This window comes from Streptomyces sp. NPDC058307 (genome assembly GCF_042880295.1).
Classification (GTDB): domain Bacteria; phylum Actinomycetota; class Actinomycetes; order Streptomycetales; family Streptomycetaceae; genus Streptomyces.
In genome coordinates, this window is the sequence record NZ_JBHVYZ010000008.1 from 135,006 (window position 1) to 160,313 (window position 25,308).

23 protein-coding genes are annotated in these 25,308 nt (G+C 71.9%); 9 read left to right on the forward strand and 14 right to left on the reverse strand.

Features of this window, described 5'->3' with window-relative positions; genetic code table 11:
• The first annotated feature begins 194 nt into the window (after positions 1 to 194).
• A complete protein-coding gene (locus ACFVYN_RS08920) occupies positions 195 to 911 on the forward strand; it encodes a peptidoglycan recognition protein (RefSeq protein ID WP_389994714.1) in 717 nt (238 codons plus the stop codon).
• A gap of 101 nt (positions 912 to 1,012) precedes the next feature.
• Positions 1,013 to 1,231: a hypothetical protein gene (locus tag ACFVYN_RS08925; RefSeq protein ID WP_389994596.1), complete on the forward strand. Its 219-nt coding sequence runs from the start codon at positions 1,013 to 1,015 to the stop codon at positions 1,229 to 1,231.
• Between the two features lie 25 nt (positions 1,232 to 1,256).
• On the opposite strand, the gene ACFVYN_RS08930 is transcribed toward ACFVYN_RS08925, so the two are convergent.
• The 4 genes from ACFVYN_RS08930 to ACFVYN_RS08945 form a co-directional block, all read right to left on the reverse strand.
• Positions 1,257 to 1,775: a DUF4240 domain-containing protein gene (locus tag ACFVYN_RS08930; RefSeq protein ID WP_389994717.1), complete on the reverse strand. Its 519-nt coding sequence runs from the start codon at positions 1,773 to 1,775 to the stop codon at positions 1,257 to 1,259.
• Positions 1,776 to 1,852: 77 nt separating this feature from the next.
• Positions 1,853 to 2,827 carry a helix-turn-helix transcriptional regulator gene (locus ACFVYN_RS08935; RefSeq protein ID WP_389994599.1) on the reverse strand — a complete coding sequence of 325 codons (975 nt, stop codon included), beginning with the start codon at positions 2,825 to 2,827 and terminating at the stop codon, positions 1,853 to 1,855.
• 75 nt (positions 2,828 to 2,902) lie between these two features.
• Positions 2,903 to 5,605, reverse strand: coding sequence for a pyruvate dehydrogenase (acetyl-transferring), homodimeric type (gene aceE, locus ACFVYN_RS08940; protein ID WP_389994602.1), 2,703 nt, complete (start codon positions 5,603 to 5,605; stop codon positions 2,903 to 2,905).
• Between the two features lie 1,181 nt (positions 5,606 to 6,786).
• Positions 6,787 to 7,410 (reverse strand): GntR family transcriptional regulator, encoded by a 624-nt coding sequence (locus tag ACFVYN_RS08945; RefSeq protein WP_352383048.1) that lies wholly within the window; start codon positions 7,408 to 7,410, stop codon positions 6,787 to 6,789.
• A 211-nt stretch (positions 7,411 to 7,621) separates the two neighbouring features.
• Here ACFVYN_RS08945 and ACFVYN_RS08950 point away from each other — a divergent pair, with 211 nt between their 5' ends.
• A complete protein-coding gene (locus ACFVYN_RS08950) occupies positions 7,622 to 8,311 on the forward strand; it encodes a hypothetical protein (protein WP_389994605.1) in 690 nt (229 codons plus the stop codon).
• A gap of 62 nt (positions 8,312 to 8,373) precedes the next feature.
• Here the strand turns inward: ACFVYN_RS08950 and sucB are convergent, their stop codons facing one another.
• The 3 genes from sucB to ACFVYN_RS08965 all read right to left on the reverse strand — a co-directional run bounded on the left by sucB (position 8,374) and on the right by ACFVYN_RS08965 (position 13,558).
• The gene (sucB, locus tag ACFVYN_RS08955) at positions 8,374 to 10,227 is read right to left on the reverse strand and encodes a 2-oxoglutarate dehydrogenase, E2 component, dihydrolipoamide succinyltransferase (RefSeq protein WP_389994608.1); all 1,854 of its coding nucleotides are present in this window, start codon (positions 10,225 to 10,227) and stop codon (positions 8,374 to 8,376) included.
• A 93-nt stretch (positions 10,228 to 10,320) separates the two neighbouring features.
• The gene (gene lpdA, locus ACFVYN_RS08960; RefSeq protein WP_389994611.1) at positions 10,321 to 11,709 is read right to left on the reverse strand and encodes a dihydrolipoyl dehydrogenase; all 1,389 of its coding nucleotides are present in this window, start codon (positions 11,707 to 11,709) and stop codon (positions 10,321 to 10,323) included.
• A gap of 313 nt (positions 11,710 to 12,022) precedes the next feature.
• Positions 12,023 to 13,558: a leucyl aminopeptidase gene (locus ACFVYN_RS08965; RefSeq protein WP_389994614.1), complete on the reverse strand. Its 1,536-nt coding sequence runs from the start codon at positions 13,556 to 13,558 to the stop codon at positions 12,023 to 12,025.
• A gap of 194 nt (positions 13,559 to 13,752) precedes the next feature.
• On the opposite strand from ACFVYN_RS08965, the gene ACFVYN_RS08970 reads away from it, so the two are divergent.
• The gene (locus ACFVYN_RS08970) at positions 13,753 to 14,580 is read left to right on the forward strand and encodes an endo alpha-1,4 polygalactosaminidase (RefSeq protein ID WP_389994617.1); all 828 of its coding nucleotides are present in this window, start codon (positions 13,753 to 13,755) and stop codon (positions 14,578 to 14,580) included.
• A gap of 28 nt (positions 14,581 to 14,608) precedes the next feature.
• On the opposite strand, the gene ACFVYN_RS08975 is transcribed toward ACFVYN_RS08970, so the two are convergent.
• Positions 14,609 to 15,391, reverse strand: coding sequence for an adenosylcobinamide-GDP ribazoletransferase (locus ACFVYN_RS08975; protein WP_389994720.1), 783 nt, complete (start codon positions 15,389 to 15,391; stop codon positions 14,609 to 14,611).
• Between the two features lie 73 nt (positions 15,392 to 15,464).
• Between ACFVYN_RS08975 and ACFVYN_RS08980 the strand changes: the two genes are divergently transcribed.
• Entirely contained in the window at positions 15,465 to 16,223 is a 759-nt protein-coding gene (locus tag ACFVYN_RS08980; RefSeq protein ID WP_389994620.1) for a hypothetical protein, read from the forward strand.
• Positions 16,224 to 16,380: 157 nt separating this feature from the next.
• Here the strand turns inward: ACFVYN_RS08980 and ACFVYN_RS08985 are convergent, their stop codons facing one another.
• The 3 genes from ACFVYN_RS08985 to cobT form a co-directional block, all read right to left on the reverse strand.
• Positions 16,381 to 17,073 (reverse strand): hypothetical protein, encoded by a 693-nt coding sequence (locus ACFVYN_RS08985; RefSeq protein ID WP_389994623.1) that lies wholly within the window; start codon positions 17,071 to 17,073, stop codon positions 16,381 to 16,383.
• Between the two features lie 66 nt (positions 17,074 to 17,139).
• Positions 17,140 to 18,906 (reverse strand): phosphatidylglycerol lysyltransferase domain-containing protein, encoded by a 1,767-nt coding sequence (locus tag ACFVYN_RS08990; protein WP_389994626.1) that lies wholly within the window; start codon positions 18,904 to 18,906, stop codon positions 17,140 to 17,142.
• Positions 18,907 to 18,967: 61 nt separating this feature from the next.
• Positions 18,968 to 20,080 (reverse strand): nicotinate-nucleotide--dimethylbenzimidazole phosphoribosyltransferase, encoded by a 1,113-nt coding sequence (cobT, locus tag ACFVYN_RS08995; protein WP_389994629.1) that lies wholly within the window; start codon positions 20,078 to 20,080, stop codon positions 18,968 to 18,970.
• 126 nt (positions 20,081 to 20,206) lie between these two features.
• On the opposite strand from cobT, the gene ACFVYN_RS09000 reads away from it, so the two are divergent.
• Entirely contained in the window at positions 20,207 to 20,803 is a 597-nt protein-coding gene (locus ACFVYN_RS09000; RefSeq protein WP_389994632.1) for a MarR family transcriptional regulator, read from the forward strand.
• On the opposite strand, the gene ACFVYN_RS09005 is transcribed toward ACFVYN_RS09000, so the two are convergent.
• Entirely contained in the window at positions 20,792 to 21,994 is a 1,203-nt protein-coding gene (locus tag ACFVYN_RS09005) for a bifunctional adenosylcobinamide kinase/adenosylcobinamide-phosphate guanylyltransferase (RefSeq protein WP_389994635.1), read from the reverse strand. The two genes, ACFVYN_RS09000 and ACFVYN_RS09005, sit on opposite strands and share 12 nt — an antisense overlap.
• A 172-nt stretch (positions 21,995 to 22,166) precedes the next feature.
• On the opposite strand from ACFVYN_RS09005, the gene ACFVYN_RS09010 reads away from it, so the two are divergent.
• On the forward strand, positions 22,167 to 22,382 hold the full coding sequence (locus ACFVYN_RS09010; protein ID WP_020115856.1) for a hypothetical protein: 216 nt from the start codon (positions 22,167 to 22,169) through the stop codon (positions 22,380 to 22,382).
• Between the two features lie 81 nt (positions 22,383 to 22,463).
• Here ACFVYN_RS09010 and ACFVYN_RS09015 read toward each other — a convergent pair whose 3' ends face one another.
• Positions 22,464 to 23,165 (reverse strand): class I SAM-dependent methyltransferase, encoded by a 702-nt coding sequence (locus ACFVYN_RS09015; protein WP_389994637.1) that lies wholly within the window; start codon positions 23,163 to 23,165, stop codon positions 22,464 to 22,466.
• Positions 23,166 to 23,248: 83 nt separating this feature from the next.
• A complete protein-coding gene (locus ACFVYN_RS09020) occupies positions 23,249 to 23,926 on the reverse strand; it encodes a DUF3043 domain-containing protein (RefSeq protein ID WP_389994640.1) in 678 nt (225 codons plus the stop codon).
• A 232-nt stretch (positions 23,927 to 24,158) separates the two neighbouring features.
• Here ACFVYN_RS09020 and ACFVYN_RS09025 point away from each other — a divergent pair, with 232 nt between their 5' ends.
• Both ACFVYN_RS09025 and ACFVYN_RS09030 read left to right on the forward strand, forming a co-directional pair.
• Positions 24,159 to 24,926: a PspA/IM30 family protein gene (locus ACFVYN_RS09025; protein WP_389994722.1), complete on the forward strand. Its 768-nt coding sequence runs from the start codon at positions 24,159 to 24,161 to the stop codon at positions 24,924 to 24,926.
• Between the two features lie 22 nt (positions 24,927 to 24,948).
• The gene (locus tag ACFVYN_RS09030) at positions 24,949 to 25,227 is read left to right on the forward strand and encodes a hypothetical protein (protein WP_389994643.1); all 279 of its coding nucleotides are present in this window, start codon (positions 24,949 to 24,951) and stop codon (positions 25,225 to 25,227) included.
• Positions 25,228 to 25,308: the final 81 nt, after the last annotated feature.

A 25,308-nucleotide genomic window follows, 5' to 3' on the forward strand; every position in this document is an offset into this window, starting at 1 on the left:
CCGCGAGCCCCGGGTCCGGCACCCAACCGGCGGCTGGCGGCCGACACAAGGCCGTGCCGGCCCGCACCCCCTCGGGCCCTGTCACCTCGGGGAGATCGCCCTCCGCACCCCGCCCCCGCCCATGGTCGGCACCCGTCCGCCGCCCCCTCCTCCCGCTCCTCGCCTGTCTCCCCGGGCTCGCCGTCGTTCTCGTTCTGGTGCTGTGTGTCACCGGTATCGAGGACGCCGTCTCCGTCCGGTCCGCGCGCAGTGGGCCGGTGGCCCGGCAGCAGACCGTGACGCACGCCGCGGGCAGGCCGCACATCGTGCCGAGGTCGGTGTGGGCCGATGGCGGGGAGGCCTACCCCGCCGCCCGTACCCCGCCGCCCCCGGACTACGACGACAAGGTGCTCGCGGTCTTCGTGCACCACACCGACTCGCCCAACGACTACGACTGCGCCGACGCGCCCCGCATCATCCGCTACCTCGCCGCCGGCCAGACCGGCGCCCGGGACTGGGACGACATCGGCTACAACTTCCTCGTCGACCGCTGCGGCACCATCTACGAGGGCCGTGCGGGCGGCGTCGACCGCCCCGTCATCGGCGCCCACACCCTCGGCTTCAACCACCGCACGGCCGGCATCGCCGCCCTCGGCACCTTCACCGCGGGCGTCACCGTCCCGCGGGCGATGACCGACGCGATCGCCGCCCTGGCCGCCTGGAAGCTCGGCCTCGCCGACGTCGACCCGCGCACCACCGTCCGGCTCACCTCCAGCAACAGCGCCAGCCGCTACCCCGCCGGGACCACCGCCGCACTGCCCGCCCTCGCGGGCCACGGCGCCGCCTACATGACGACCTGTCCCGGCGCGGCCCTCAACGCCCTGCTGCCGGAGATCAGACAGCGGGCCGCCCGCCTCCAGGGCAGGACGTGACCCGCCCGCACCCTCACAGGTTTCTCGTAGGCGGCTCAAGGACCACGCCGAAACAGCCGCCCTATCGTCATGCACACGCACTGACCGGAGGTGGGGAAGAAATGAACAGCAGTCACCCGGACGCCCTGAGCACCAGGACCCGCGGCCCCTGGGCGGTCGTCTGCGCCGTCGTCGCCGTGGTCCTCGGCCCGGCCGCCGCCACCGCGTCCGCGCTCGACCAGGCCAACGCGGCCCCGATGCACCACGCGGTGAAGGCCGACCGGACGCAGGCGTACATCCCGACGGACACGACCCGGCGCAGGGCCGGCACGGCGCCCTGAACACAGCGCGAGCGGCCTTACGGCACTAGCCCCTGAACCGCTCCCACAGCTTGGGATACCGCTCCGCCAGCACCCGGTCGCTCTCCAGGTCGATCGGCGCGCCGAGCGGCTCGGAGGCCGCGGGCGGAATGCCCAGGTCGGGAGCGACGGCACCGGTGAGCTGCTCGTAGGCCTCGTCGGCCGCGTACCCCAGTTCCTCGCCGTCGCCGTCGATCTCCTCGTCGAAGTCGGCCAGCTGGTCGGCGAGCGAGTCGGGGTCGTGCACCGCGCCCTCGTACACCTCGCGGCCCTGGCCGATCAGCCAGCACCGGAAGAAGTCGAAGGCGTCGTCGCTGACCCCGTCCAGCAGGATCCAGGCGGCGCCCCACAGGTCCCAGGTGTACGCGCGGTTGAAGCGGGCCTCGAAGTGACGGGCGAAGTCGAGGACCATGTCCGGGTCCAGCGCCAGCAGCCGCTCCACGAGCAGGTCGGCCTGTTCCTCGGGGTCGCCCTCGGCGGCCTCGCGGGTGGCGTCCACCAGCTCCCAGAACTCCGTCTCGTCCATCACGGGTCCAGCATCGGGCCTGGAAGGGTACGGCGCACGTGGAGTGGGGCGGATTGTTATGTCCCGAACAGAGTCCTTCACGTCTTGTACAGCCTCCCCAGACGTACCGCGTCCCCCGCGAACCGCGCCCGCAGGCTCTCCGGGGCCAGCACCTCCACCTCCGGCCCCAGCGACGCGAGCTGCGCGTGGGCGACCTCCTCGGACTCCACCGGCAGGGTCACCGTCACCCACCCGTCGCCGTCCGGCGGCCCGGCGGCCGCCAGCACCTCCCGGGCCGCGGCGGGATCGACGGCGTACGGCAGTCCGCGCGCCCCCGCCCCGGACAGCCGTACGACGACCTCGGCCCGCAGGATCGAGCGCGCGAACTGTTCGGCGCGCTCCTCCCAGAAGCCGGGCAGGTCGAACTCCTCGTCCCGCTCGAAGCGAGCCTCGCCGGCCGTCACCGCCGTGAAACGGTCGATCCGGTACACCCGGAAGGAACCGCCGTCCGGCACCCGCGCGCACAGGTACCAGACGCCCGCCTTGAGCACGAGCCCGTACGGCTCCAGGTCCCGCTCCACCTCGCCCTCCCGGCCGCGGTAGCGCGCACCGACCCGTCTGTCGTCCCACACCGCGTCGGCGACGGCGGGCAGCAGCTCGGGGGACTTCGGCTCGGCGAACCAGTTGGGCGCGTCGAGATGGAAGCGCTGAGCGGCCGAGCGGGAGGCGTCGCTGAGGGAGGGGAGCAGGGCGGCGGAGACCTTCAGCCGGGCGGCGGAGGCGGCGTCCTCCAGGCCCATCTCGCGCAGCGCGCCCGGCACACCGGACAGGAACAGCGCCTCGGCCTCGCTGCGGGCCAGGCCGGTGAGGCGGGTGCGATAGCCGCCGATGAGGCGGTACCCGCCCGCTCTGCCCCGGTCCGCGTACACCGGAACCCCTGCCTCCGACAACGCCTGCGCATCCCGGGTGACCGTCCGCTCCGAGACCTCCAGCTCTTGCGCCAGCTCGGCGGCGGTCATGGAGGGCCGGGACTGGAGCAGCAGGACCATCTTGATCAGGCGGGCGGCGCGCATGCCTTCATGATGCCGGGGGCCGCTGACAACGAGGGGGCACGGCAGCCGCCGTACCCCCTCGATCAGCGTCAGCCCCTACAGGCCGTACTTCTCGCGCGCTTCCTTCACCGCCGTCGCCTTGACCTCGCCGCGGCGGGCCAGCTGGGCCAGGGCCGCGACGACGACCGACTCGGCGTCGACGCCGAAGTGGCGGCGGGCGCCCTCGCGGGTGTCGGAGAGGCCGAAGCCGTCCGCGCCGAGCGAGGACCAGTCCTGCTCGACCCACTGGGCGATCTGGTCGGGGACCTGGCGCATGTAGTCGGAGACCGCGAGCACCGGGCCCTCGGCACCGTGCAGCGCCTGGCGGACGTACGGGATGCGCTCCTCGCCGCGCAGCAGGCCGGCGTCGGCCTCCAGCGCGTCACGGCGCAGCTCCGTCCAGGAGGTGGCGGACCAGACATCGGCCGCCACGCCCCACTCCTCGGCCAGCATCCGCTGCGCCTTCAGCACCCAGTGGATCGCCGTGCCGGAGCCGAGCAGCTGGATGCGGGGGGCGTTCGCGACCGGGGAGAGACCCGCGGACTCCGCCGTGTTGAAGCGGTACAGGCCCTTGACGATGCCCTCGTCGACACCGAGGCCGGACGGTTTGGCGGGCTGCGGAAGCGGCTCGTTGTAGACCGTCAGGTAGTAGAAGACGTTCGGATCCTCGCCGGGGGCCGCCTCGCCGTACATGCGGCGGATGCCGTCGCGCACGATCGTGGCGACCTCGTAGGCGAACGCCGGGTCGTACGACAGCGCCGCGGGGTTCGTCGCCGCGATCACCGGCGAGTGTCCGTCCGCGTGCTGCAGGCCCTCGCCCGTCAGCGTCGTACGGCCCGCCGTGGCACCGACGAGGAAGCCGCGGCCGAGCTGGTCGCCGAGCTGCCACATCTGGTCGGCCGTGCGCTGCCAGCCGAACATCGAGTAGAAGATGTAGAACGGGATCATCGCCTCGCCGTGCGTCGCGTACGACGTCGAAGCGGCGATGAAGTCGGCCATCGAACCGGCCTCGGTGATCCCCTCGTTGAGGATCTGGCCGTTGGTGGCCTCCTTGTAGTACATCAGCTGGTCGCGGTCGACCGGCTCGTACGTCTGGCCCTTGGGGGAGTAGATCCCGAGCGACGGGAACAGCGACTCCATGCCGAAGGTGCGCGCCTCGTCGGGGACGATCGGCACCCAGCGCTTGCCGGTCTCCTTGTCGCGGACCAGGTCCTTGATGAGCCGTACGAAGGCCATCGTGGTGGCGACGTTCTGCGTGCCCGAGCCCTTGTCGAAGGAGGCGAAGGCCTTTTCGGCAGGGGCGGGCAGCGGGGCCACGGGGTGCACTCGGCGGGCCGGCGCGGGACCACCGAGAGCGGCCCGGCGCTCCTGGAGGTAGCGCACCTCGGGGGAGTCGGCGCCGGGGTGGCCGTAGGGGACCACGCCGTCGACGAAGTCGCTGTCCTTGATGGGCAGTTCGAGCAGGTCCCGCATGGTCTTGAACTCGTCCACCGAGAGCTTCTTCATCTGGTGGTTGGCGTTCTTCGACGCGAAGCCCTCGCCGAGGGTGTGGCCCTTGACCGTCTGGGCCAGGATCACGGTCGGCGCGCCCTTGAACTCGACAGCGGCCTTGTAGGCGGCGTACACCTTGCGCGCCTCGTGGCCACCGCGGGAGAGGTGGAAACACTCGAGGATCTTGTCGTCGGACAGCAGCTTCGCCATCTCGACGAGCGCCGGGTCCTTGCCGAAGAAGTCCTGGCGGATGTAGGCGGCGTCGCGCGTCTGGTACGTCTGCACCTGCGCGTCGGGTACCTCGCGGAGCCGTCGTACCAGCGCGCCCGTGGTGTCGAGCCGGAACAGCTCGTCCCAGGCGTTGCCCCACAGCGACTTGACGACGTTCCAGCCGGCGCCGCGGAACTGGGCCTCCAGCTCCTGCACGATCTTGAAGTTCGCGCGGACCGGGCCGTCGAGACGCTGCAGGTTGCAGTTGATGACGAAGGTGAGGTTGTCGAGGCCCTCGCGGCTCGCGAGTGCGAGTGCCGCCGTGGACTCCGGCTCGTCCATCTCGCCGTCGCCGAGGAAGGCCCAGACGTGGGACTGCGAGACGTCCTTGATGCCGCGGGCGGTGAGGTAGCGGTTGAAGCGCGCCTGGTAGATCGCGGAGAGCGGGCCGAGGCCCATCGACACCGTCGGGAACTCCCACAGCCAGGGCAGGCGGCGGGGATGCGGGTACGACGGGAGGCCGTCGCCGCCCGACTCGCGGCGGAAGTGGTCGAGGTGGTGCTCGGTCAGCCGGCCGTCGAGGAAGGCGCGGGCGTAGATGCCGGGGGAGGCGTGGCCCTGGATGTAGAGCTGGTCGCCGGACCCGTCGGCCTCCTTGCCCTTGAAGAAGTGGTTGAAGCCGGTCTCGTAGAGCCAGGCCGCGGAGGCGAAGGTGGCGATGTGGCCGCCGACGCCGTACTTGGAGCCGCGGGTGACCATCGCGGCCGCGTTCCAGCGGTTCCACGCGGTGATACGGGCCTCCATCGCCGGGTCACCGGGCAGGCCCGGCTCGGCGGCGGTGGGGATGGTGTTGACGTAGTCGGTCTCGAGGAGCTTCGGCAGCGCGATGCCGTTGCCCTCCGCCCTCTCCAGCGTGCGGCGCATCAGGTACGCGGCACGGTGCGGGCCGGCCGCCTTGGCGACCGCGTCCAGGGAGGCCTGCCATTCGGCGGTCTCCTCGGGGTCCCGGTCGGGGAGCTGGTCGAGCTCGCTGGCCTGGATGGCGTTGGGGTCGGTCATGTCGCCGCCTTCCTCAGTCGAAGGGGGTTCCCTCAATCAGGCAGGGTTTCGGGGGTGCCCTTTGTCTTTGGCAGGACAGGGCGGAGGGCCCCGGTAAGGGCCCGTCGGCGACTCTAACCCGCTGATCGATGATCGATCAAAGGGTTGCGGGCAAAACTTCTCGATGGCGAGAAAGTAGGCACGGGGTGCCTTTGGCGGTGGCACCCGGTGACTGGGGTGGCTCGGGGTCTCTGCAGGTCGGAGGGCGTTTGAGCGGGGGCGCGCTCGGGTGCTCAGCAGCTTGGGGGCGCGGGTCCAGTCGTCTGGGGCGGGGTGGCTCTTGGGCTCGGTGGTGTTCGGGGTGGCGGTGTTCGGCCGAGGTGGTGATTGGTTTGGCGGTGCTGGAGCGCGGTGGTGTTCGCCGCGGTGGTGCTCGGGCGCGGCGGTGCTCGGGCCTGGTGATGTTCGCCGCGACGGTGCTCGACACGGCGGTGCTGAGGTGAGGTGGGTGGTGTTCGTCGGGGCGGTGCTCGGGTCCGCCGGACTCGGGTCCGGTGATGTTCGGCCACGGCGGTACCGGGCAGGGTGGCGTTCGGCCGCGAGGTTGCTCGGGTCCGGCGGTGCTGGGGCGGGGTGGTGTTCGTCGGGGCGGTGTTCGCCGTCCGGCGGTGTTCGGCCGCGACGGTTCTTGGGTCCGGCGGCGTTCGGCCACGGTGGCACTCGGCCGCGGTGGCACTCGGCCACGGTGGAACTCGGCCACGGTGGTGTTCGGCTTGGCGGTGCTGGACACCGTGGTGTTTGCCGCGGTGGTGCTCAAGGCCTGGCGGTGTTTGGCCACGGTGGCGCTCGGTTTGGCGGTGTTTGGGTTCGGCGGACGCGCATCCGGCGGTACTCGCCGCGGCAGTGCTCAGTCGCGGCGGTGCGTGCTCGGCCTGGTGGTGGTCAGTCACGGCGGTGTTCGCCACCGTGGCGCTCGGGCCGCGGTGGTGCCCAGGTCGGCGGTGTCCGGGTCTGGTGCTGTTCGTCGCAGTGGTGCTCGGGCCTGGCGGTGCTTGAGGCCTGGCGGTGCTCGGCCGCGGTGGCACTCAGCTGCAGCGGTGTTCGCCGCGGCGGCGCTCGCTCGGCCCACTGGTGGTCAGGCACAGTGGGCCAGCCACTGCACGGTGCCTCCGGCGGGGTCGGACCGCCCGTGGCCCCGGCCGTCAGGCCCTCGGGGCGCAGCCCAGGACGTGGGACTTCACGATGTCGGCGATCCGCGGGTCCCGCCTGCGGAACGCGGCCACCAGCTCCTCGTGCTCCTCCGCGTACGACTGCTGGACCGTCCCCAGCCAGCGGATCGACAGGGCGGTGAACACCTCGATGCCCAGCCCCTCCCAGGTGTGCAGCAGCACCGAGTTGCCGGCCGCCCGCACCAGCTCACGGTGGAAACCCACCGTGTGCCGCACCTGGCCGGTGCCGTCGGAGTCCCGGTCCGCCTCGTACAGCGCGGCGACATGCGGCTCCAGGGCCGAGCAGTCCCGCGCCAGCCGCTCCGCCGCGAGCTCCGCCGCGATGGCCTCCAGACCGGCCCGCACGGGGTAGCTCTCCTCCAGGTCGGCCGCCGTCAGGTTCCGCACCCGTACGCCCTTGTTCGGCGCGGACTCGATCAGCCGCAGCGACTCCAGCTCGCGCAGTGCCTCCCGCACCGGCGTCTGGCTGACCTCCAGCTCGGTGGCGATACGACGCTCCACGATCCGCTCGCCCGGCTGCCAGCGCCCGCTGACGATCCCCTCCACGATGTGCTCGCGGATCTGTTCGCGCAGCGAGTGGACGACGGGCGCGGTCATGAGAGCTCCTTAAGGGCGTTTGACGCTTAGACAATAAGGCCGAGGGCTCGTCCGGGAGGGGCGCACGGGGGCGCTTTCATGCAGGTGAGACGAGGCTTACACGCTCCCAGCCGCACGGCTTCTGTCAAGGCACGGAACCCCACGGCACTGAGAAGTGTCGCGTTCGTCAGGGGTTCCCGCAGGGGCTGCCCCTTCGCACCACAGGGGACGGATGGATATCGGGGGACAGCGTGGACTGGTGGTCGCGGCCGTGATCGGCGCGATCGTCGCCATGTCGGGCTGCGGGCAGTCGGCCACCCGGGCGACGGCGGAGGCGACGGCGGAGGCGACGGCCGAGGCGACGCCGAGCAGCACCGTAGCCATCGCCGACATGGCCGCCGGCGCCACCCAGGGCACCGGCGCGGCCTGCGTCTTCGTCAAGCCAGACGGGGCACAGAAGTTCGGCCACGTCGGCTGGGGCTTCAAGGTCCCGGGCACCGGCCGCTGGGTCTACGGCGCCGTGGAGAACCCCAGCGCGAAGCTGTACACCCCGCCGGGCGGCGACATCGGGGCCTGGCACGCGGAGGGACCGTACGACCGCATGCTCGGCGACATGTCCACCGACGCCCACTACCCGGGCACCTCCCAGCACCCCTACAGCCGTTACCGCTGCACCGGGTCCTCGACCCATGATGTGGACCGTGCTCGGGCCATGATCAGCGAGTTCGAGGCCCGTGGCTTCCTCGTCGGGGTCGACCCGAGGACCGGGAAGCTCACCTCGCGGGACTGCCTGGACGCCACCTACGACGCCCTGAAGGCCTACCGCACGAAGCACCTCACACCCGCGCCGAAGCTGTCCGTCCCCAACGTGTGGGTGGAGGAGCTGTGGGGCTGGTCGGACAGGACGCTGACGCCCCGGTGACCAGACGCCGGTGCCCCCGCCCGGAAAACCGGACAGGGGCACCGTACAGGCACTTCAGAGGCTTACAGACCGAGCTCGACCTCGAACTCGCCCGCCTCCAGGATCGCCTTGACCGCGGTCAGGTAACGGGCCGCGTCGGCGCCGTCCACCAGACGGTGGTCGTAGGAGAGGGTCAGGTAGGTCATGTCGCGGATGCCGATGACCGTGCCCTCCTCGGTCTCGATGACCGCCGGGCGCTTGACCGTGGCACCGATGCCGAGGATCGCGACCTGGCCCGGCGGCACGATGATCGTGTCGAAGAGCGCACCGCGCGAACCGGTGTTGGAGATGGTGAAGGTCGCGCCGGACAGCTCGTCGGGCGTGATCTTGTTCGCGCGGACCTTGCCCGCGAGCTCCGCCGTGGCCTTGGCGATGCCGGCGAGGTTGAGATCGCCCGCGTGCTTGATGACCGGGGTCATCAGGCCCTTCTCGGAGTCCACCGCGATACCGATGTTCTCGGTGTCGAAGTAGGTGATCGTGCCTTCGCCCTCGTTGATCTTGGCGTTGATCGGCGCGTGCGCCTTCAGCGCCTGGGCGGCGGCCTTGACGAAGAACGGCATCGGGGAGAGCTTGACGCCCTCACGGGCCGCGAACGCGTCCTTGGCACGGGCGCGCAGCTTCATCAGCCGGGTGACGTCGACCTCGACGACCGAGGACAGCTGCGCCTGCTCGTGCAGCGCCTTGACCATGTTGTCGCCGATGACCTTGCGGATGCGCGGCATCTTGACGGTCTGGCCACGGAGGGGAGAGGCCTCCAGGGTCGGCGCCTTCTTGGCGGCGGCCGGGGCGGCGGCAGCGGCCGGAGCCGGAGCGGCGGCGGCCTTGGCGGCCTCAGCGGCGGCGATGACGTCCTGCTTGCGGATACGGCCACCGACGCCGGTGCCCTTGACGGACGCCAGGTCGACGCCGTTCTCGGCGGCGAGCTTGCGCACCAGCGGGGTCACGTAGGCGCCGTCGTCACCGGAGGTCGCGGCGGGAGCCGGGGCCGGGGTGACCGGAGCGGGAGCCGGGGCCGGAGCGGCGGGCGCCGGGTCGGGCGCCGGGGCCGTCTGCTGCTGCGGGGCCGGAGCCGAGGGCGCCTGCGGGGCTGGAGCCGGAGCCGGAGCAGGAGCGGGCGCCGGAGCGGCGGGGGCCGGAGCCGGGGCGGGGGCCTCGGCAGCCGGGGCCGGGGCGGGAGCGGCGGGAGCCGGGGCCGGGGCGGGAGCGGCGGGAGCCGGGGCAGCGGCCGGAGCCGCACCCGGGGCGCCGATCACGGCGAGCTTGGCGCCGACCTCGGCGGTCTCGTCCTCGCCGACCGTGATCTCCAGCAGCACACCGGAGGTGGGCGCCGGGATCTCGGTGTCGACCTTGTCCGTGGAGACCTCGAGCAGCGGCTCGTCGGCCTCGACGGAGTCGCCGACCTCCTTCAGCCACCGGGTGACGGTGCCTTCGGTGACGGACTCGCCGAGCGCGGGCAGGACGACGTCCGTGCCCTCGGCGGAGCCGCCGCCGGAAGCGGCCTCGGCGGTGGGAGCGGGAGCCGGGGCGGCCTGCTCGGTGGAGGGAGCGGCCTGGGCCGGCTCGGGGGCGGGCTCGGCGACCGGCTCGGCGGCCGGGGCCGGCTCGGCAGCGGGGGCCGGCTCGGCGGCCGGGGCGCCGGTGCCGTCGTCGATCACGGCCAGCTCGGCGCCGACCTCGACCGTCTCGTCCTCGGCGACCTTGATGGAGGCCAGGATGCCGGCGGCGGGAGAGGGGATCTCGGTGTCGACCTTGTCGGTCGACACCTCGAGCAGCGGCTCGTCGGCCTCTACACGCTCACCCTCGGCCTTCAGCCAGCGGGTGACGGTGCCCTCGGTGACGCTCTCGCCGAGCGCCGGAAGGGTTACGGAAACCGCCATGGTTTCGGTTGCTCCTTACGAATTGCGGAAGTCTGTGTCGTCGCGGAGTCGCGGAGTCGCGGAGTCGCGGAGTCGCGCTCGTGAACCGAGGGATCAGTCGTGCGCGTGCAGCGGCTTGCCCGCGAGGGCCAGGTGCGCCTCGCCGAGCGCCTCGTTCTGCGTCGGGTGGGCGTGGATGAGCTGGGCGACCTCGGCCGGCAGCGCTTCCCAGTTGTAGATCAGCTGGGCCTCGCCGACCTGCTCGCCCATGCGGTCGCCGACCATGTGGACGCCGACCACGGCACCGTCCTTCACCTGGACGAGCTTGATCTCGCCCGCGGTGTTCAGGATCTTGCTCCTGCCGTTGCCCGCCAGGTTGTACTTCAGAGCGACGACCTTGTCCGCACCGTAGATCTCCTTGGCCTTGGCCTCGGTGATGCCCACGGAGGCGACCTCGGGGTGGCAGTACGTCACCCGCGGGACACCGTCGTAGTCGATCGGAACGGTCTTGAGACCGGCCAGACGCTCCGCCACCAGGATGCCCTCGGCGAAGCCGACGTGCGCGAGCTGGAGCGTGGGGACCAGGTCACCGACGGCGGAGATGGTCGGGACGTTGGTGCGCATGTACTCGTCGACCAGGACGTAGCCGCGGTCCATCGCGACGCCCTGCTCCTCGTAGCCGAGACCGGCGGAGACGGGCCCGCGGCCGACGGCCACCAGCAGCAGCTCGGCCTCGAACTCCTTGCCGTCGGCGAGGGTGACCTTGACGCCGTCCTGGGTGTACTCGGCCTTCGAGAAGAAGGTGCCCAGGTTGAACTTGATGCCGCGCTTGCGGAACGCGCGCTCAAGAAGCTTGGAGGAGTTCTCGTCCTCGAGAGGGGCGAGGTGCTTGAGGCCCTCGATGATGGTGATGTCCGACCCGAACGACTTCCACGCGGAGGCGAACTCCACGCCGATGACACCGCCGCCCAGGATGATCGCGGACTTGGGCACACGGTCCAGGACGAGGGCGTGGTCCGAGGAGATGACCCGGTTGCCGTCGATCTCCAGGCCCGGCAGCGACTTCGGCACGGAGCCGGTCGCGAGCAGCACGTGGCGGCCCTGGACGCGCTGGCCGTTGACATCGACGGAGGTCGGCGACGACAGCCGGCCCTCACCCTCGATGTACGTCACCTTGCGGGAGGCGACGAGCCCCTGCAGGCCCTTGTACAGGCCGGCGATCACGCCGTCCTTGTACTTGTGCACCCCGGCGATGTCGATGCCCTCGAAGGTGGCCTTCACACCGAACTGCTCGCTCTCGCGGGCCTGGTCGGCGATCTCGCCCGCGTGCAGCAGGGCCTTGGTGGGGATGCATCCCCGGTGCAGGCAGGTACCGCCGACCTTGTCCTTCTCGATCAGGGCGACGTCAAGCCCCAGCTGCGCCCCGCGCAGGGCCGCGGCGTAACCGCCACTACCACCGCCGAGGATCACTAGGTCGAAAACGGTGCTGGCGTCGTTCGCCACGTCACGTCCTCCATGCATGTGCGCCGTACGCCGGTCTCCAGTGACCGGGCGGCGGCTGGTGTCCGGCCGCTCTTTCTTCGGCCCTGTGTGGGGGCCCTGTCCTGCCGAGCCCCATCTTCGCACTTGTCAGCACTGAACGAGACGCCGGGCCGGGGTGTGAGACACCACACGCTCACATGAGAAGAAGGGGTCAGGTGAGACACGCAAGGGGCGCGGGGGCTGTATCCATTTGCGGCTTCGCCGCGTGGCGCGACCAGCCCCCACGCCCCTGCACACTCCGTACAACCGATGGCACCGAGCTCCTAGGCGAACATCACCCCAGGTCACCGGAGGAGACAAGCTCCGCCAGCCGCACCAACGTCCGCACCGCCGACCCCGTACCGCCCTTGGGCGTGTACCCGAACGGCCCGCCGTCGTTGTACGCCGGACCCGCGATGTCGAGGTGCGCCCACGGGATCCCCTCGCCCACGAACTCCCGCAGGAAGAGCCCGGCGACCAGGCCGCCGCCCATCCGCTCACCCATGTTCGCGATGTCGGCGGTGGGGGAGTCCATCCCCTTGCGCAGGTGCTCTGGCAGCGGCATGGGCCACGCCGGCTCCCCGACCTCCTCCGCGGCCTCGTGCACCGCCGTACGGAAGGAGTCGTCGTTGGCCATGATCCCGAACGTCCGGCTGCCCAGCGCGAGCATCATCGCCCCGGTCAGCGTCGCCACGTCCACGATCGCGTCCGGCTTCTCCGCCGACGCCGCCCACAGTGCGTCCGCGAGCACCAGCCGGCCCTCGGCGTCGGTGTTGAGCACCTCCACCGTCTTGCCGCTGTACATCCGCAGCACGTCACCGGGGCGCGTGGCGGAGCCCGACGGCATGTTCTCGGCGAGCGCCAGCCATCCGGTCACGTTGACCTCGAGGCCCAGCCGCGCGGCCGAGACCACGGCCGCGAACACCGCCGCCGCCCCGCTCATGTCGCACTTCATCGTCTCGTTGTGGCCCGGCGGCTTCAGCGAGATGCCGCCCGAGTCGTAGGTGATGCCCTTGCCGACCAGCGCGAGGTGCTTCTTCGCCTTGGACGAGGTGTACGACAGTTTCACCAGCCGCGGCCCGGCCGCCGAGCCCGCGCCGACGCCGAGGATGCCGCCGTAGCCGCCCTTCTCCAGCGCCTTCTCGTCGAGCACCTGCACCTTGAGGCCGTGCTCCTTGCCCGCGCCCTGCACGATCGCGGCGAAGGCCGCGGGGTCGAGGTCGTTCGGCGGCATGTTGATCAGGTCGCGCGCGCGGTTGAGCTCCTCGGAGACCGCGACGGCCCGGGCGAGCGCGGCCTTGTACGCGGCGTCCCGCGGCTTGCCGCCCAGCAGGGCGGCCTCGGCCAGCGGCGCCTTGCCGTTCCTGGCCTTGGCGGTGTTTCCCGAAGGCGCGGTCCCCTTGTAGGCGTCGAAGGAGTACGCCCCGAGCAGCACACCCTCGGCGACCGCGCCGAGGTCGGCGGCGTCACCGAGGGGCAGCGCAAACGCGGCCTTCTTCGCGCCGGTCAGCGCACGGGCGGCGACACCGGCGGCCTTGCGCAGCGCCTCCGCGGCGAACGAGGAGTCCTTCTCGGGCTCGGCGCCCAGGCCGACCGCCACCACGAGCGGGGCCTTGAGTCCGGCGGGAGAGGGCAGCTTCGTCACCTCGCCCTCGGCGCCGGAGGCACCGAGGGTCTCCAGGACACCGGCGAGCCTGCCGTCGTAGGCCTTGTCCACGGCTTCGGCGCCCGGCGCCACGACCGGGCCCTTCGCGCCCTTGGCGACACCGATCACGATCGCGTCGGCCCGCAGGCCGGGCGCCGCGGAGGTGCTGAGAGTCAGAGCAGTCACGGTGGTGAATTCTCGCTTCCGATGTGAGGTTGTCTGGGTCGAGCGGGTGGGTCGACCGGGCCCGACGGCCGACCCTGTTTCGTGTCCGAACACGGATCCCGATCGGGGCCTTCACCCCTGTCGGCGACCACCCGGGAAGAGCCTACGCTCGGGTCGGCCGCCGATCATTCGCCGCACGCCCTGGAGCCCGTCTCTTGATACGCCGCCTTCTGCTGGTCACCCTGATCCTCCTGGCGACGGGATGCTCGACCACCCCTCGCTCCACGCCCGACTCCACCCCCGACTCCACGCCCGACTCCACCCCCGACTCCGAGTCCGGTGACGCCCGTTGGCGGCCCCGCCCCGGCATCGCCTGGCAGTGGCAGCTGACCGGCCGCGTCGACACGTCCGTGGACGTGCCGGTGTACGACATCGACGGCTTCGACCAGTCCCAGGCAGTGGTGTCGTCCCTCCACCGCGAAGGCCGCAAGGTCATCTGCTACCTCTCGACGGGCGCGTGGGAGGACTGGCGCCCCGACGCCGACACGTTTCCCAAGTCGGTGATCGGGCGCGGCAACGGCTGGGAGGGCGAGCGCTGGCTCGACATCCGTGCCACGGACGTCCTGGAACCACTGATGGCGGACCGCCTCGACAGGTGCCGCGAGAAGGGCTTCGACGCGGTGGAGCCGGACAACATGGACGGCTACAAGAACCGCACCGGCTTCCCGCTGACGGCGGCGGACCAGCTCCGCTACAACCGCCTGATCGCCGAACTGGCCCACGAGCGCGGCATGTCGGTCGGCCTGAAGAACGACCTCGACCAGATCCCGGAACTGGTCGGGGACTTCGACTTCGCGGTCAACGAGCAGTGCGCGCAGTACGGCGAATGCGGGGACATGGAGCCGTTCATCAAGGCCGGCAAGGCGGTCTTCCACGTCGAGTACGAACTCCCCACCAGCCGCTTCTGCGCCGAGTCCCGGCGCCTGAAGCTGAGTTCGATGCGGAAGGAGTACGAGCTCGGGGTGTGGCGGGAGGCCTGTTAGAAGGCCATCGACTCAGAAGGCCATCGGCTCAGAAGGTCATCGACAGGACCACCAGCGCGGTCGTGGCCGCCGTTTCCGCCAGCCCCCCGAACACGTCCCCGGTCACTCCGCCGAAGCGGCGCGTGCAGTGCCGCAGCACCAGCTCGGCCACTGCCACGGCTGCGGCGACCGCGAGGACCGCGCGGACGACGTCGTACACCCCGAAGAGCGCCTCCGCCCCGGCCGCTCCCAGGGTCACCGCGGCGGCCGTGAGCACCGCCCCCCGCACCGGGACGACCCCCGCCACCGCGGCACCCAGCCCCTCCGGCCGGGCCGGTGGGACCCCGGCGCGGGCCGCGAGGGTCAGGGCCAGGCGCGCGGCCGTCGCCGAGACCACCGCGGCTGTCGCACCCCGCGCCCAGGAGTCGCCGTAGATCTGCGACAGCGCGGCCACCTGGGCGAGGAGTACGAGGACGAGGGTGATCACTCCGAACGGGCCGATGTCCGACTGCTTCATGATGCGCAGGGCGTCCTCGGCGGGCTTGCCGCTGCCCAGGCCGTCGGCGGTGTCCGCGAGGCCGTCGAGATGCAGGCCCCGGGTGAGGACGGCGGGTACGGCCACCGTGGCGACCGCGGCGAGCAGCGCGGAGGCACCGAGGAACAGGAGCAGCAGTCCCACCGCCGCCGACCCGCAGCCCAGCACCACCCCGACCAGGGGCGCGCACAGCATTCCGCCGCGTGCCGCCTCCCGGTCCCAGCGGGTCACCTTCACGGGCAGCACGCTGAGCGTGCCGAAGGCGAAGCGGAGGCCGTCGAGCGGGGGCGGGGTCATGGACACGTCGGCAGGGTAGCCCGGACGCCGTAGCCGCCGGGCGGCCCGCCCCCGCCCACCGGAGACTGGGTCCATGGGCCACTGGCTGCACCGCAACATCGTGGAACCCGGCAAGCTGCCGCTGCTCCTCGCCCTGACCGCGTTCGTGCTGACCTTCCTGATCACGCGGGTCATCACCCGGCTCATCCGGGCGGGCAAGGGCCCCTTCGGCAACGTCAGCACCGGAGGGGTGCACATCCACCACGTGGTGCCCGGGGTCGTCCTCACCGTCGTCGGCGGCTTCGGCGCGGTGGCGAGCGGGCGGCACGGCTTCGTGGCGGGGCTGTGCGCGGTCGTCTTCGGGATGGGCGCGGGTCTGGTGCTGGACGAGTTCGCGCTGATCCTGCATCTCGACGACGTGTACTGGAGCGAGGAGGGCCGCAAGAGCGTCGAGGTCGTCGTCCTCACCGCGGCGCTGGTCGGCCTGATGCTCGCGGGGTTCTCGCCGTTCGGCGTCAACGACGTGACCCAGGGCGAGGCGCAGGACCGCGGCGGCGTCATCACCAGCGTGGTGGTCAACTTCCTCTTCGCGATGCTCGTCCTGCTCAAGGGCAAGACCCGGATGGCGATCTTCAGCGTGATCGTCCCGCTCGTCGGCCTGATCGGCGCCATCCGGCTGGCCCGCCCCGGCTCACCCTGGGCCCGCCGCTTCTACGTCCGCCGCCCCCGCGCCCGCGCCCGGGCCGTCCTGCGCGCCTACCGCCGCGACCTGCGCTGGTCGGGCCCCCGCCGGAAGTTCCAGGACCTGATCGGCGGCAAACCGGACCCGACCCCGTCGCTGGAACGCCGCTGACGCGCCGCGAGGATCCAGGTCAGTGGGGAGGGGCGGTCGGCGTCCATGCCGGTTTCCGGGGCCGGGCCGCAGCGCCGACCGGTCGTTTCCCGGGATACCGCGTGAGCATCCCGGTGCGTGGCACGGCCGCGTGCGGGGGTCCGCGTCGGTGCTCGTCTCAGGGTTCGCCAGGCGGCAGGCCCGACCCGGCCGCTTCCCCCGCACACCGCTGACGTGCCGCCGGGACTGCGCACAGCACCAGCATCAGCGCGATCGCCGCCATGTGTTCCCGGCCGGCGAGGTTCTCCTTCACCAGGACCTCGACCACCATCGCCGCGATCACGGCACCCGCGGTGACCCGCGCGCCGTAGCGCCAGCCGAGGAAGACGGCGAGGCCCACCACGGCCGCCGACGGGCCGGTGTCGCCGACATGGGCGTCCGAGGCGGGCAGGCCGAGCGGGCTGTCGGGGCCCAGCCAGATGCCCACGCGCGCGTACAGCGTCCCGGCGAGCGTGGCCGCGTAGGCCAGAGCGAGCGTCCGCCACCGGCCCAGACAGATCTCGGCGATCCCGAACACGAACAGGATCTGCGCCAGCGCACCCCACACCGGCAGGTCCAGGGCCGGTACGAACAGGGAGAGGGGAGTGCGGAGCAGGGCGAGCCAGAGGGGATCCGCGGCGCGTACGGCACCGGCGTTCTGGACGAAGTCGTATCCCCACGACTGGTTGTGCACGTAGTGCAGGACCGCCGTCACAGACACGGCCGACAGGGCCAGGGGGACCGCCCGCCACCCCCGCCGGAGCAGCGGCCCGCGCACGGTGACGTACAGCGGCCCCCACTCCGCGCGGGCCCAGCGGGCGAGCGTCTTCATCCCACGGTCCTCATCCCACCGTCCTCATGCCACCGTCCTCATGCCATGGTCGTCATGCCACGGTCCTCACCTGTGCGTACTCAGGTGCTCCCGCCGCCGCAGCCACCCCGGCAGCCCCGGCACCTCCAGGAACCCCTCCGCGCGCGCCGAGGCGATGCCGATGCGCGGCAGGTCCGCGCTCTTCTCGAAGAGCAGGAACCGCGGCTCCCAGATGGGCCGGTACTTGGCGTTGGCCCGGTACAGGGACTCGATCTGCCACCAGCGGGAGAAGAAGCTGAGCAGCGACCGCCACAGCCGCAGCACCGGCCCGGCGCCAAGACGTGCACCACGTTCGAAGACCGAACGGAACATCGCGAAGTTGAGCGAGACCTGGGTGATCTGGATCTCCCGGGCCCGGTTCAGCAGCTCGATGACCATGAATTCCATGAGGCCGTTCTCCGCGTCGCGGTCCCGGCGCATGAGATCGAGGGACAGCCCGTGCGGCCCCCACGGCACGAAGGAGAGCACCGCCTTCAGCTCACCGTCACCTGACCTGCACTCCAGCGCCACGCACCGGCCGTCCTCCGGGTCCCCGAGCCGCCCCAGCGCCATGCTGAACCCGCGCTCGGTGGCCCCGTCCCGCCAGTCGTCGGCCCGCCGTACGAGCGCCGCCATCTCCTCGGCGGGGATCTCCTCGTGCCGCCGGATCCGAACCGTGTACCCGGCCCGCTTGACCCGGTTGTAGGCCTGTCGGACGGTCCGCATCGCCCGTCCCTCCAGCGTGAACTCGGCGACCTCGACGATCGCCTCGTCGCCCAGCTCCAGCGCGTTCAGGCCGTGCCGCGCGTACACGGTCCCCGCGTCCTCGCCGGCCCCCATCACCGCCGGCAGCCATCCGTGCGCCCGCGCCTCGGCGAGCCACGGCTCGATCGCCCCCGGCCAGGCCTCCGGGTCGCCGATCGGATCGCCGGAGGCCAGTGAGACCCCGCTGACGACCCGGTAGGTCACGGCCGCCTTCCCGGTCGGCGACCAGACGACGCTCTTCTCCCTGCGCAGCGCGAAGTACCCGAGCGAGTCCCGCTCGCCGTGCCGTTCCAGCAGCTCCCGCAGGCGCCGCTCGTCGTCCTCGGTGAGCGGGTCGACGGCACGCCGGGAGCGGAAGGCGGCGTAGAGGACGGCGAGGACCAGGACCGTGCTGAGCACGTTGATGACGACGTTGACCCAGTTCGGCGTCAGGATCCCGTCGAAGCGGGAGTCGTCGGCGGCGACGGAGACCAGCCGCAGCGTGCCGTACCACCACCGCTCCCCGAAGGACGAGGACCTCGACGCCTTGTTGGTGGCGGTCACCAGCAGCGCGGCCAGCAGCGAGGACACGAGCAGCCCGCCCACGGCCACGGCGGCGGCGAGCCGCGGATTGGACCGGTCGCCCTTGGCGTAGAACTCCCGCCGGCCCACGAGCAGCGCGGCGACGAACGCGGCCGTGAGACCGAGCGAGATCCAGTTCTGCGCGTAGCGCCGGATCTCCGGGAACGCCATCGCGAGGACGAACAGCGCGAGGAACGCCCCCGACAGCACCAGGTTCAGGATCCACGCCGCCCGCTTGCGCCGCCGCATGGTGATCGCGAGGAACGCCGTGAACACCCCGGAGGCGAAGCCCGCCGTCAGCAGATACGGCGTGAAGAAGTCCTCCTGGTTGTGCCGCCGCACGTCCTGCCCCAGCGAGACCCACGCCGCGCTGAGGAAGTTGACGAACGCGACGACCCGCAGGTACCACACGGCGAAAGCGGCGGCCCGCCGCGAGGCACCGGTGGACCGGCGGACATTCCGAACAGGTGCAACTCGGACATCTCCCATGAAGGGCGATCATGCCCCTTGCGCCGGTGATTCCGTCGCAAGGGCACTCATCTGTCCTCGACTACTCCTGCTCGGACGCCTTCTCCGGCTCCTCCTCCTGCGACTCCTCCTGCGACTCCTCGGAAACCGCCGGCTTCTCGGGCAGCTCGGCGGCCAGCGCCGCCGCGGCCTGCACCAGTGGCAGCGCCAGCAGTCCGCCCGCACCCTCCCCGACCGTCACGCCATGGTCGAGCAGCGGTTCCAGGGCCATCCGGTCCAGCGCCTTCGTCTGCCCCGGCTCACCGCTGTTCTGCCCGGCCAGCCACCAGTCCGGCGCCCGGAACGCGATCCGCTGCCCCACCAGCGCACACGCGGCCACGACCATCCCGTCCAGCACGACGGGCAGCTTGCGCACGGCGGCCTGCAGGAGGAAGCCCGTGATCGCGGCGAGGTCGGCCCCGCCGACGGTCGCCAGCAACTGCAACTGGTCCCCGAGCACCGGCCGCGCCCGCCGCAGCGCGTCCCGGATCGCCGCGCACTTGCGCATCCACGCCAGATCGTCGATCCCGGTCCCGCCGCGCCCGGTCACCACGGACGCGTCGGTCCCGCACAGCGCGGCGACCAGCACCCCGGCAGCCGTGGTCCCGCCCACGCTCACATCGCCGAGCACCACGAGATCGGTCCCGGAGTCGGCCTCCTCGTCGGCCACCGCGACCCCGGCCCGGAAGGCGGCCTCCGCCTCGTCCAGGGTCAACGCGTCCTCTACATCGATACGACCGCTCCCGCGCCGCACCCGATGCCGTACGACCTCCTCCGGCAGCCCCTGCGGATCGCAGTCCAGCGCCATGTCGACGATCCGTACCGGCACGCCGAGGCGCCGGGCGAGGACCGACACCGGTCGGCCGCCCTCCAGGACCTCCCGCACCAGCTCCGAGGCGCTGCCCGCGGCCCGCCCCGAGACACCCAGTTCGGCGATCCCGTGGTCACCGGCGAACAGCACGACCCGCGGCCGTTCGACCGGCCGTACCGGTACGGCCGACTGCGCCGCGGCCAGCCACTCACCCAGGTCGTCGAGGCGGCCCAGCGCCCCGGGCGGCACGACCTGACGCTCCCGTCGCGCCTCGGCGTCGCGACGCACCCCGCCGTCGGGGCGCTCGATCAGGTCCGTGAAGTCGTCGAGATTAAGCGAGCTCATTCGCCGAACAGTACCGGCCCTGATCGAACACGGCGGCGCCACGTGGCCATGACGTCATTGCACCCGAGATCGGGATCCCATACGTTCCGATTTGCAGCGAATTGCCGTACGTCCCCGGGAGACCGCATGCCCGCATCAACCGCCCCTTCCGTACGGCGTCTTCGCTCCACCGCCCGCACGATGCTGCCGTTCCCCGAACCCGAGAGCTGGCTGGACGTGGACACGGGGGACGCCGACTTCCCGGAGGCGGCGAGAGCGTTCTTCCCCTACACGGCCTTCGACGGCCTTGACCCCACCCACCGCGTCCTGCACGCCCAGGCGGCCGAGCGCCTGGAGGAGGCCTACCTGGGCCGGCTGACGGACCCACGGATCACCGCCCACCTGCGTGCCCGCTACGACGTGGTCAGTCTGCTGAACCCGCACGCGGACCCCGGGGAACTCGCGGCGGCCCTCGCTCTGCTGCGCCCCGGCGGCCACCTGCTGGTGGAATCCCGGGACGACCCCCGCGCCGAACTGGAGGCCCGGGGCTGCAGCATCATCGCGACGGCCCGCAGATCCGCGCACATCCCGGCCCGCGTGACGACCCGCCTCCCCCCGACGGCGACCGGACCGCTGACCTCCGCCGCGAGAGCGCTGGACCACGCGCTGGCCCTCCTCCTGGCCGGCACCCGCTTCGCGAAGACCTACCGGGTCATCGCCCGCAAGGGGCCGTCAGCCCCGTAGGACCAGCGCCTGCCCCGCCACCACCAGCAGCACCTGTTCGCACTCACCGGCGAACGCCGCGTTCAGCCGCCCCAGTTCGTCCCGGTAGCGGCGGCCCGACGCGGTGGCCGGCACGATCCCGGAGCCCACCTCGTTCGACACGGCCACCACGGTCCGCCGCGTGTCCCGCACCGCTTCCGTCAACTCCCGCACCCGCGCCCGCAGTTCCCGCTCCCCGCCGCCGGCCCACTCCGCGTCGTCCCACGCCCCCACGGCGTCCATCGCGTCCGTCAGCCACAGCGACAGACAGTCGATCAGCAGCGGCGCCCCGTCGTCCTTCAGCAGCGGCACCAGGTCGCAGGTCTCCGTCGTACGCCAGGATCCCGGCCGCCGCTCCCGGTGGGCGGAGACCCGGGAAGCCCACTCGGTGTCCCCGTTCCGCGAGCCGCCGGTCGCCACGTACAGCACGTCGGGGAACGCCTCCAGCCGCCGCTCGGCCTCCACCGACTTCCCGGACCGCGCCCCGCCCAGCACCAGCGTCCGCCGCGGCACGTCCGGTACGTCCTCGTAGGCCCCGACGACCAGAGTCGTTCCGTCGGGCACGGCCCGCGCCCCGGCGGCGGCCAGCCTCCGCCGCAGCTCCGTGCCGGGCGGCACGTCGTGATCGACATGCACGGCGACGACGTCGGTCGTGGGACCCACGGCGCCCACGGCCCGCAGCCTGGCGAGCGCGTCCGGCCGCCGTACGACATCGGCCAGCACCATGTCGTACGACTCCACGGCCCCCCTCTCCAGCCCGGCGGGCGCACCCCCGGGCGGCAGATACAGCACCCGTTGCCCCTCGGGCCCGGTGACGGCGTACCCGGTACCCGGCGCGTCCATCGCCACGGCCCGCACCCGATGCCCCGTCAGCAACGCCAACTCCCGCCCGTCCGGCACCCGCCCCGGCTGCGGAAGCCCGGCGGGCACCTCGACGGGGGGCCCGTCATGGGGGTGCGACAGCAGCACCTGCCGTACGGCGGCCAGCGAGTGCCCTACCCGGGCGGCGGCGAAGGCGGCACCGGGGGTGAGATCGAGCAGCAGGGTCTCGTCGATGAGTACGGAGGTGGCGGCCCGGGCGTCCTCACCGAGCGCGACGGCACAGGCGGCACAGGAGCAGGAGGGGCGGGGGAGGCCGGCGGGAGCGCCAGTGCCGAGCAATGTCAGTTCCACGGGACGATTCTCGCCGGTGCCCGGTGATCCAGCGCGCGCAGAGGCGCTTTCAAGGGGCGCGGGGCGGTATCGCTACGCGGCTCCTCCGCAGGGTGTGAGCCCCCACCGGCCCGCAGTCGACGACGCACCGCTTAGGGTGCTCTTCGTAACGGATCAAACACGGGAGGCTCACATGGCGACATGGACCTGGCGATTCGAGAAGGCCGACGGCGCGGAGACCCAGCCCGCCGTAGAGCCGGAGGAGTTCACCACCCAGGGCGACGCCGAGTCCTGGCTCGGCGAGTACTGGAAGCCCCTGCTCGCCGGCGGCGCGGAACAGGTGCGGCTGTTCGAGGACGCCACGGAGATCTACGGCCCGATGAGCCTGAAGGCGGCAGAGGAAGCGTGACGGCGGGCTGGGCGAGGGTGGCAACGGAACCCTCGCCCAGCCCCGCGCTACTGCTCACCCAGCGTCACACCCACGCGAGTCTCAGCCCCGCACCCCGCACAGGTGCAGCAGTGCGGCGACCCCGCGGTAGGGGTCCGTGCGCCCGGCCCGTTCCTCGCAGGCCAGCAGCGTCTCCACGTCGGCCGGTGCCTCGGTGTCGTCCGCGGCTGTGTCCGTGAAGACCCGTACCCCGTACCAGGCCTGGAGCGGTGCGCCGATGCCGGCGAGCGTGGCGGTCAGCGTGCTCAGTCGGTCGGCCCGTACATCGAGCCCCAGCCGGTTGCGGTACGCGGTGGTGTCGAAGGCACCCAGGGCGCCGGCCCAGTCCCCGGCCAGCCCCGGCCGCATCGCCAGCGCGTCGGCGTTGCGCACGAGCAGCGACAGCAGCCCGCCCGGCGCCAGCATCCGCGCCAGCCCGGCAAGGAGCGGGTCCGGCTCCTCGACGTACATGAGCACGCCGTGGCACAGCACCACGTCGAAGCTGCCCGGCAGGAAGTGCACCCCGGTGTCCCGGCCGTCGCCCTCGACGACCCGCATCCGCTCCCGGATGCCCTCGGGCTCGGCGGACAGGGCCTCCCGGGCCGCCGCGACCATCCTGGCGTCCCGCTCGAGGCCGGTCACCTGATGCCCGGCCCGGGCCAGCCGCAGCGCCTGCGTGCCCTGGCCCATCCCCACGTCGAGCACCCGCAGCCGCTGCCCGACCGGGTACCGCCCGACTATCTGCTCATCGAGCTGCCGGGCCACCAGCTCCTGTCGTACGACATTCCGCAGCCCGCCCAGCTTGTTCAGCCAGGCATCGGCCGCGCCCCCGGAGAAAGACGTCGTACTCAGGGCCGCTCTCCGCGCTTGACCTGCGGCTTCGGCAGCCGGAGGCGACGCATCTGGAGGGAGCGCATCAGGGCGTAGGCGATCGCGCCCTTGCGGTTGTGGTCCGGGAAGCGCTCGGCGAGCCGCTTCTTCAGACGGAAACCGGTCAGGACCGAGTCGAGCAGGATGAGCACGATCACGACGAGCCACAGCAGCAGCGCGATGCTCTGCAGCGCGCCCACCCGCACCACGCTCAGCACGAGGATGACCACGGCCATCGGCAGGAAGAACTCCGCCACGTTGAACCGCGCGTCGATGGTGTCGCGGGCGAACTTGCGCACCGGGCCCTTGTCCCGCGCGGGCAGGTACCGCTCGTCACCGCCGGCCAGCGCCTGGCGCTGCCTCTCCAGCGCACTGCGGCGCTCCTCACGCTGGCGCTTGGCGGCGTCCTTGCGGGTGAGCGACGTGTTGGCGACGCTGCGGCGCTGGGACTGGGCCTCACTGCGCTTGGGCGTGGGCCGGCCCTTGGGGGCCTGCGGGTGGCGGGGCTGCTTGGAGTCGGTCAGCTGCGCCTTGTCGGCGACGGCGGCCTTCTCTTCCTTGGTGGCACGGCTACGGAACACAAAACCCAAGGGTAAGGGGTGTCCGGGGTTGGACCCCAGCCCGGTGGGGAACGATCCGGCAACACCAGTCGTCATGCAGGGGGACAGAGGGGACGTCCGGTGACGGGTCGCTCACCCTGAAGGTCACCTACTCCTTACGCCGGAGCAGGGGATTGGTCAGTCGTCCTTGGGGATGAGCGCATCCGCCTCGGAACGGTGCGTCAATGGATGCAGGGCCCGTACTGTGGGTTCTGTCGCAGAGCTGAGCTGGAAGTCCGTCAGAAGGGGGCGCGCGAAGCCCATGAGCGGTGTCATGAAGCGTATGGGGATGATCTTCCGCGCGAAGGCGAACAAGGCCCTTGACCGGGCCGAGGACCCGCGCGAAACCCTCGATTACTCGTACCAGAAACAGCTGGAGCTGCTCCAGAAGGTGCGCCGGGGCGTGGCCGACGTGGCCACCTCCCGCAAGCGCCTGGAACTCCAGCTGAACCAGCTGCAGTCGCAGTCCTCGAAGCTGGAGGACCAGGGTCGCAAGGCGCTGGCTCTCGGCCGTGAGGACCTCGCCCGTGAGGCGCTGTCCCGCCGTGCCGCGCTCCAGCAGCAGGTGACCGACCTGGAGACCCAGCACGCGACGCTCCAGGGCGAGGAGGAGAAGCTCACCCTTGCGGCCCAGCGCCTCCAGGCCAAGGTGGACGCCTTCCGCACGAAGAAGGAGACCATCAAGGCGACGTACACCGCGGCCCAGGCACAGACCCGGATCGGCGAGGCCTTCTCCGGCATCTCGGAGGAGATGGGCGACGTCGGCCTGGCGATTCAGCGTGCCGAGGACAAGACGGCACAGCTCCAGGCCCGGGCCGGCGCGATCGACGAACTGCTGGCCTCCGGTGTCCTGGACGACCAGTCCGGCATGCACAAGGACGACATCCAGGCCGAGCTGGACCAGCTCTCCGGTGGTACGGATGTAGAGCTGGAACTGCAGCGCATGAAGGCGGAGCTGGCGGGAGGCTCGTCGTCGCAGCAGGCCATCGAGGGCGGCACCGGCCAGTCGCAGTCCCAGCAGCAGCCGCAGGACACTCCACGCTTCGACAAGCAGTAGGTCCCACGCCGAGGAGGGCGACATGATCGTACGGATCATGGGGGAGGGGCAGGTGAGGCTGGCCGAGAGCCACCTCGCCGACCTGAACAAGCTCGACGACGAGCTGTTGGCCGAGATGGAGAACGGCGACGGCCCGGGCTTCCGCCGCACTCTCCAAGCCCTCCTCGCCAGGGTCCGGGACTTGGGCGACCCGCTCCCCGACGACTCCCTGGAACCCTCGGACCTGATCCTCCCGTCCCCGGACGCGACCCTGGAGGAAGTCCGGGACCTGCTCAGCGACGACGGCCTGATCCCGGGCTGAGACCACACCGACGAACACCGGTCGAGAGCGTGGGCCGATCGGGGGCACCGCGTTGGCGCAGCCCGCTGACGGATCCGTACG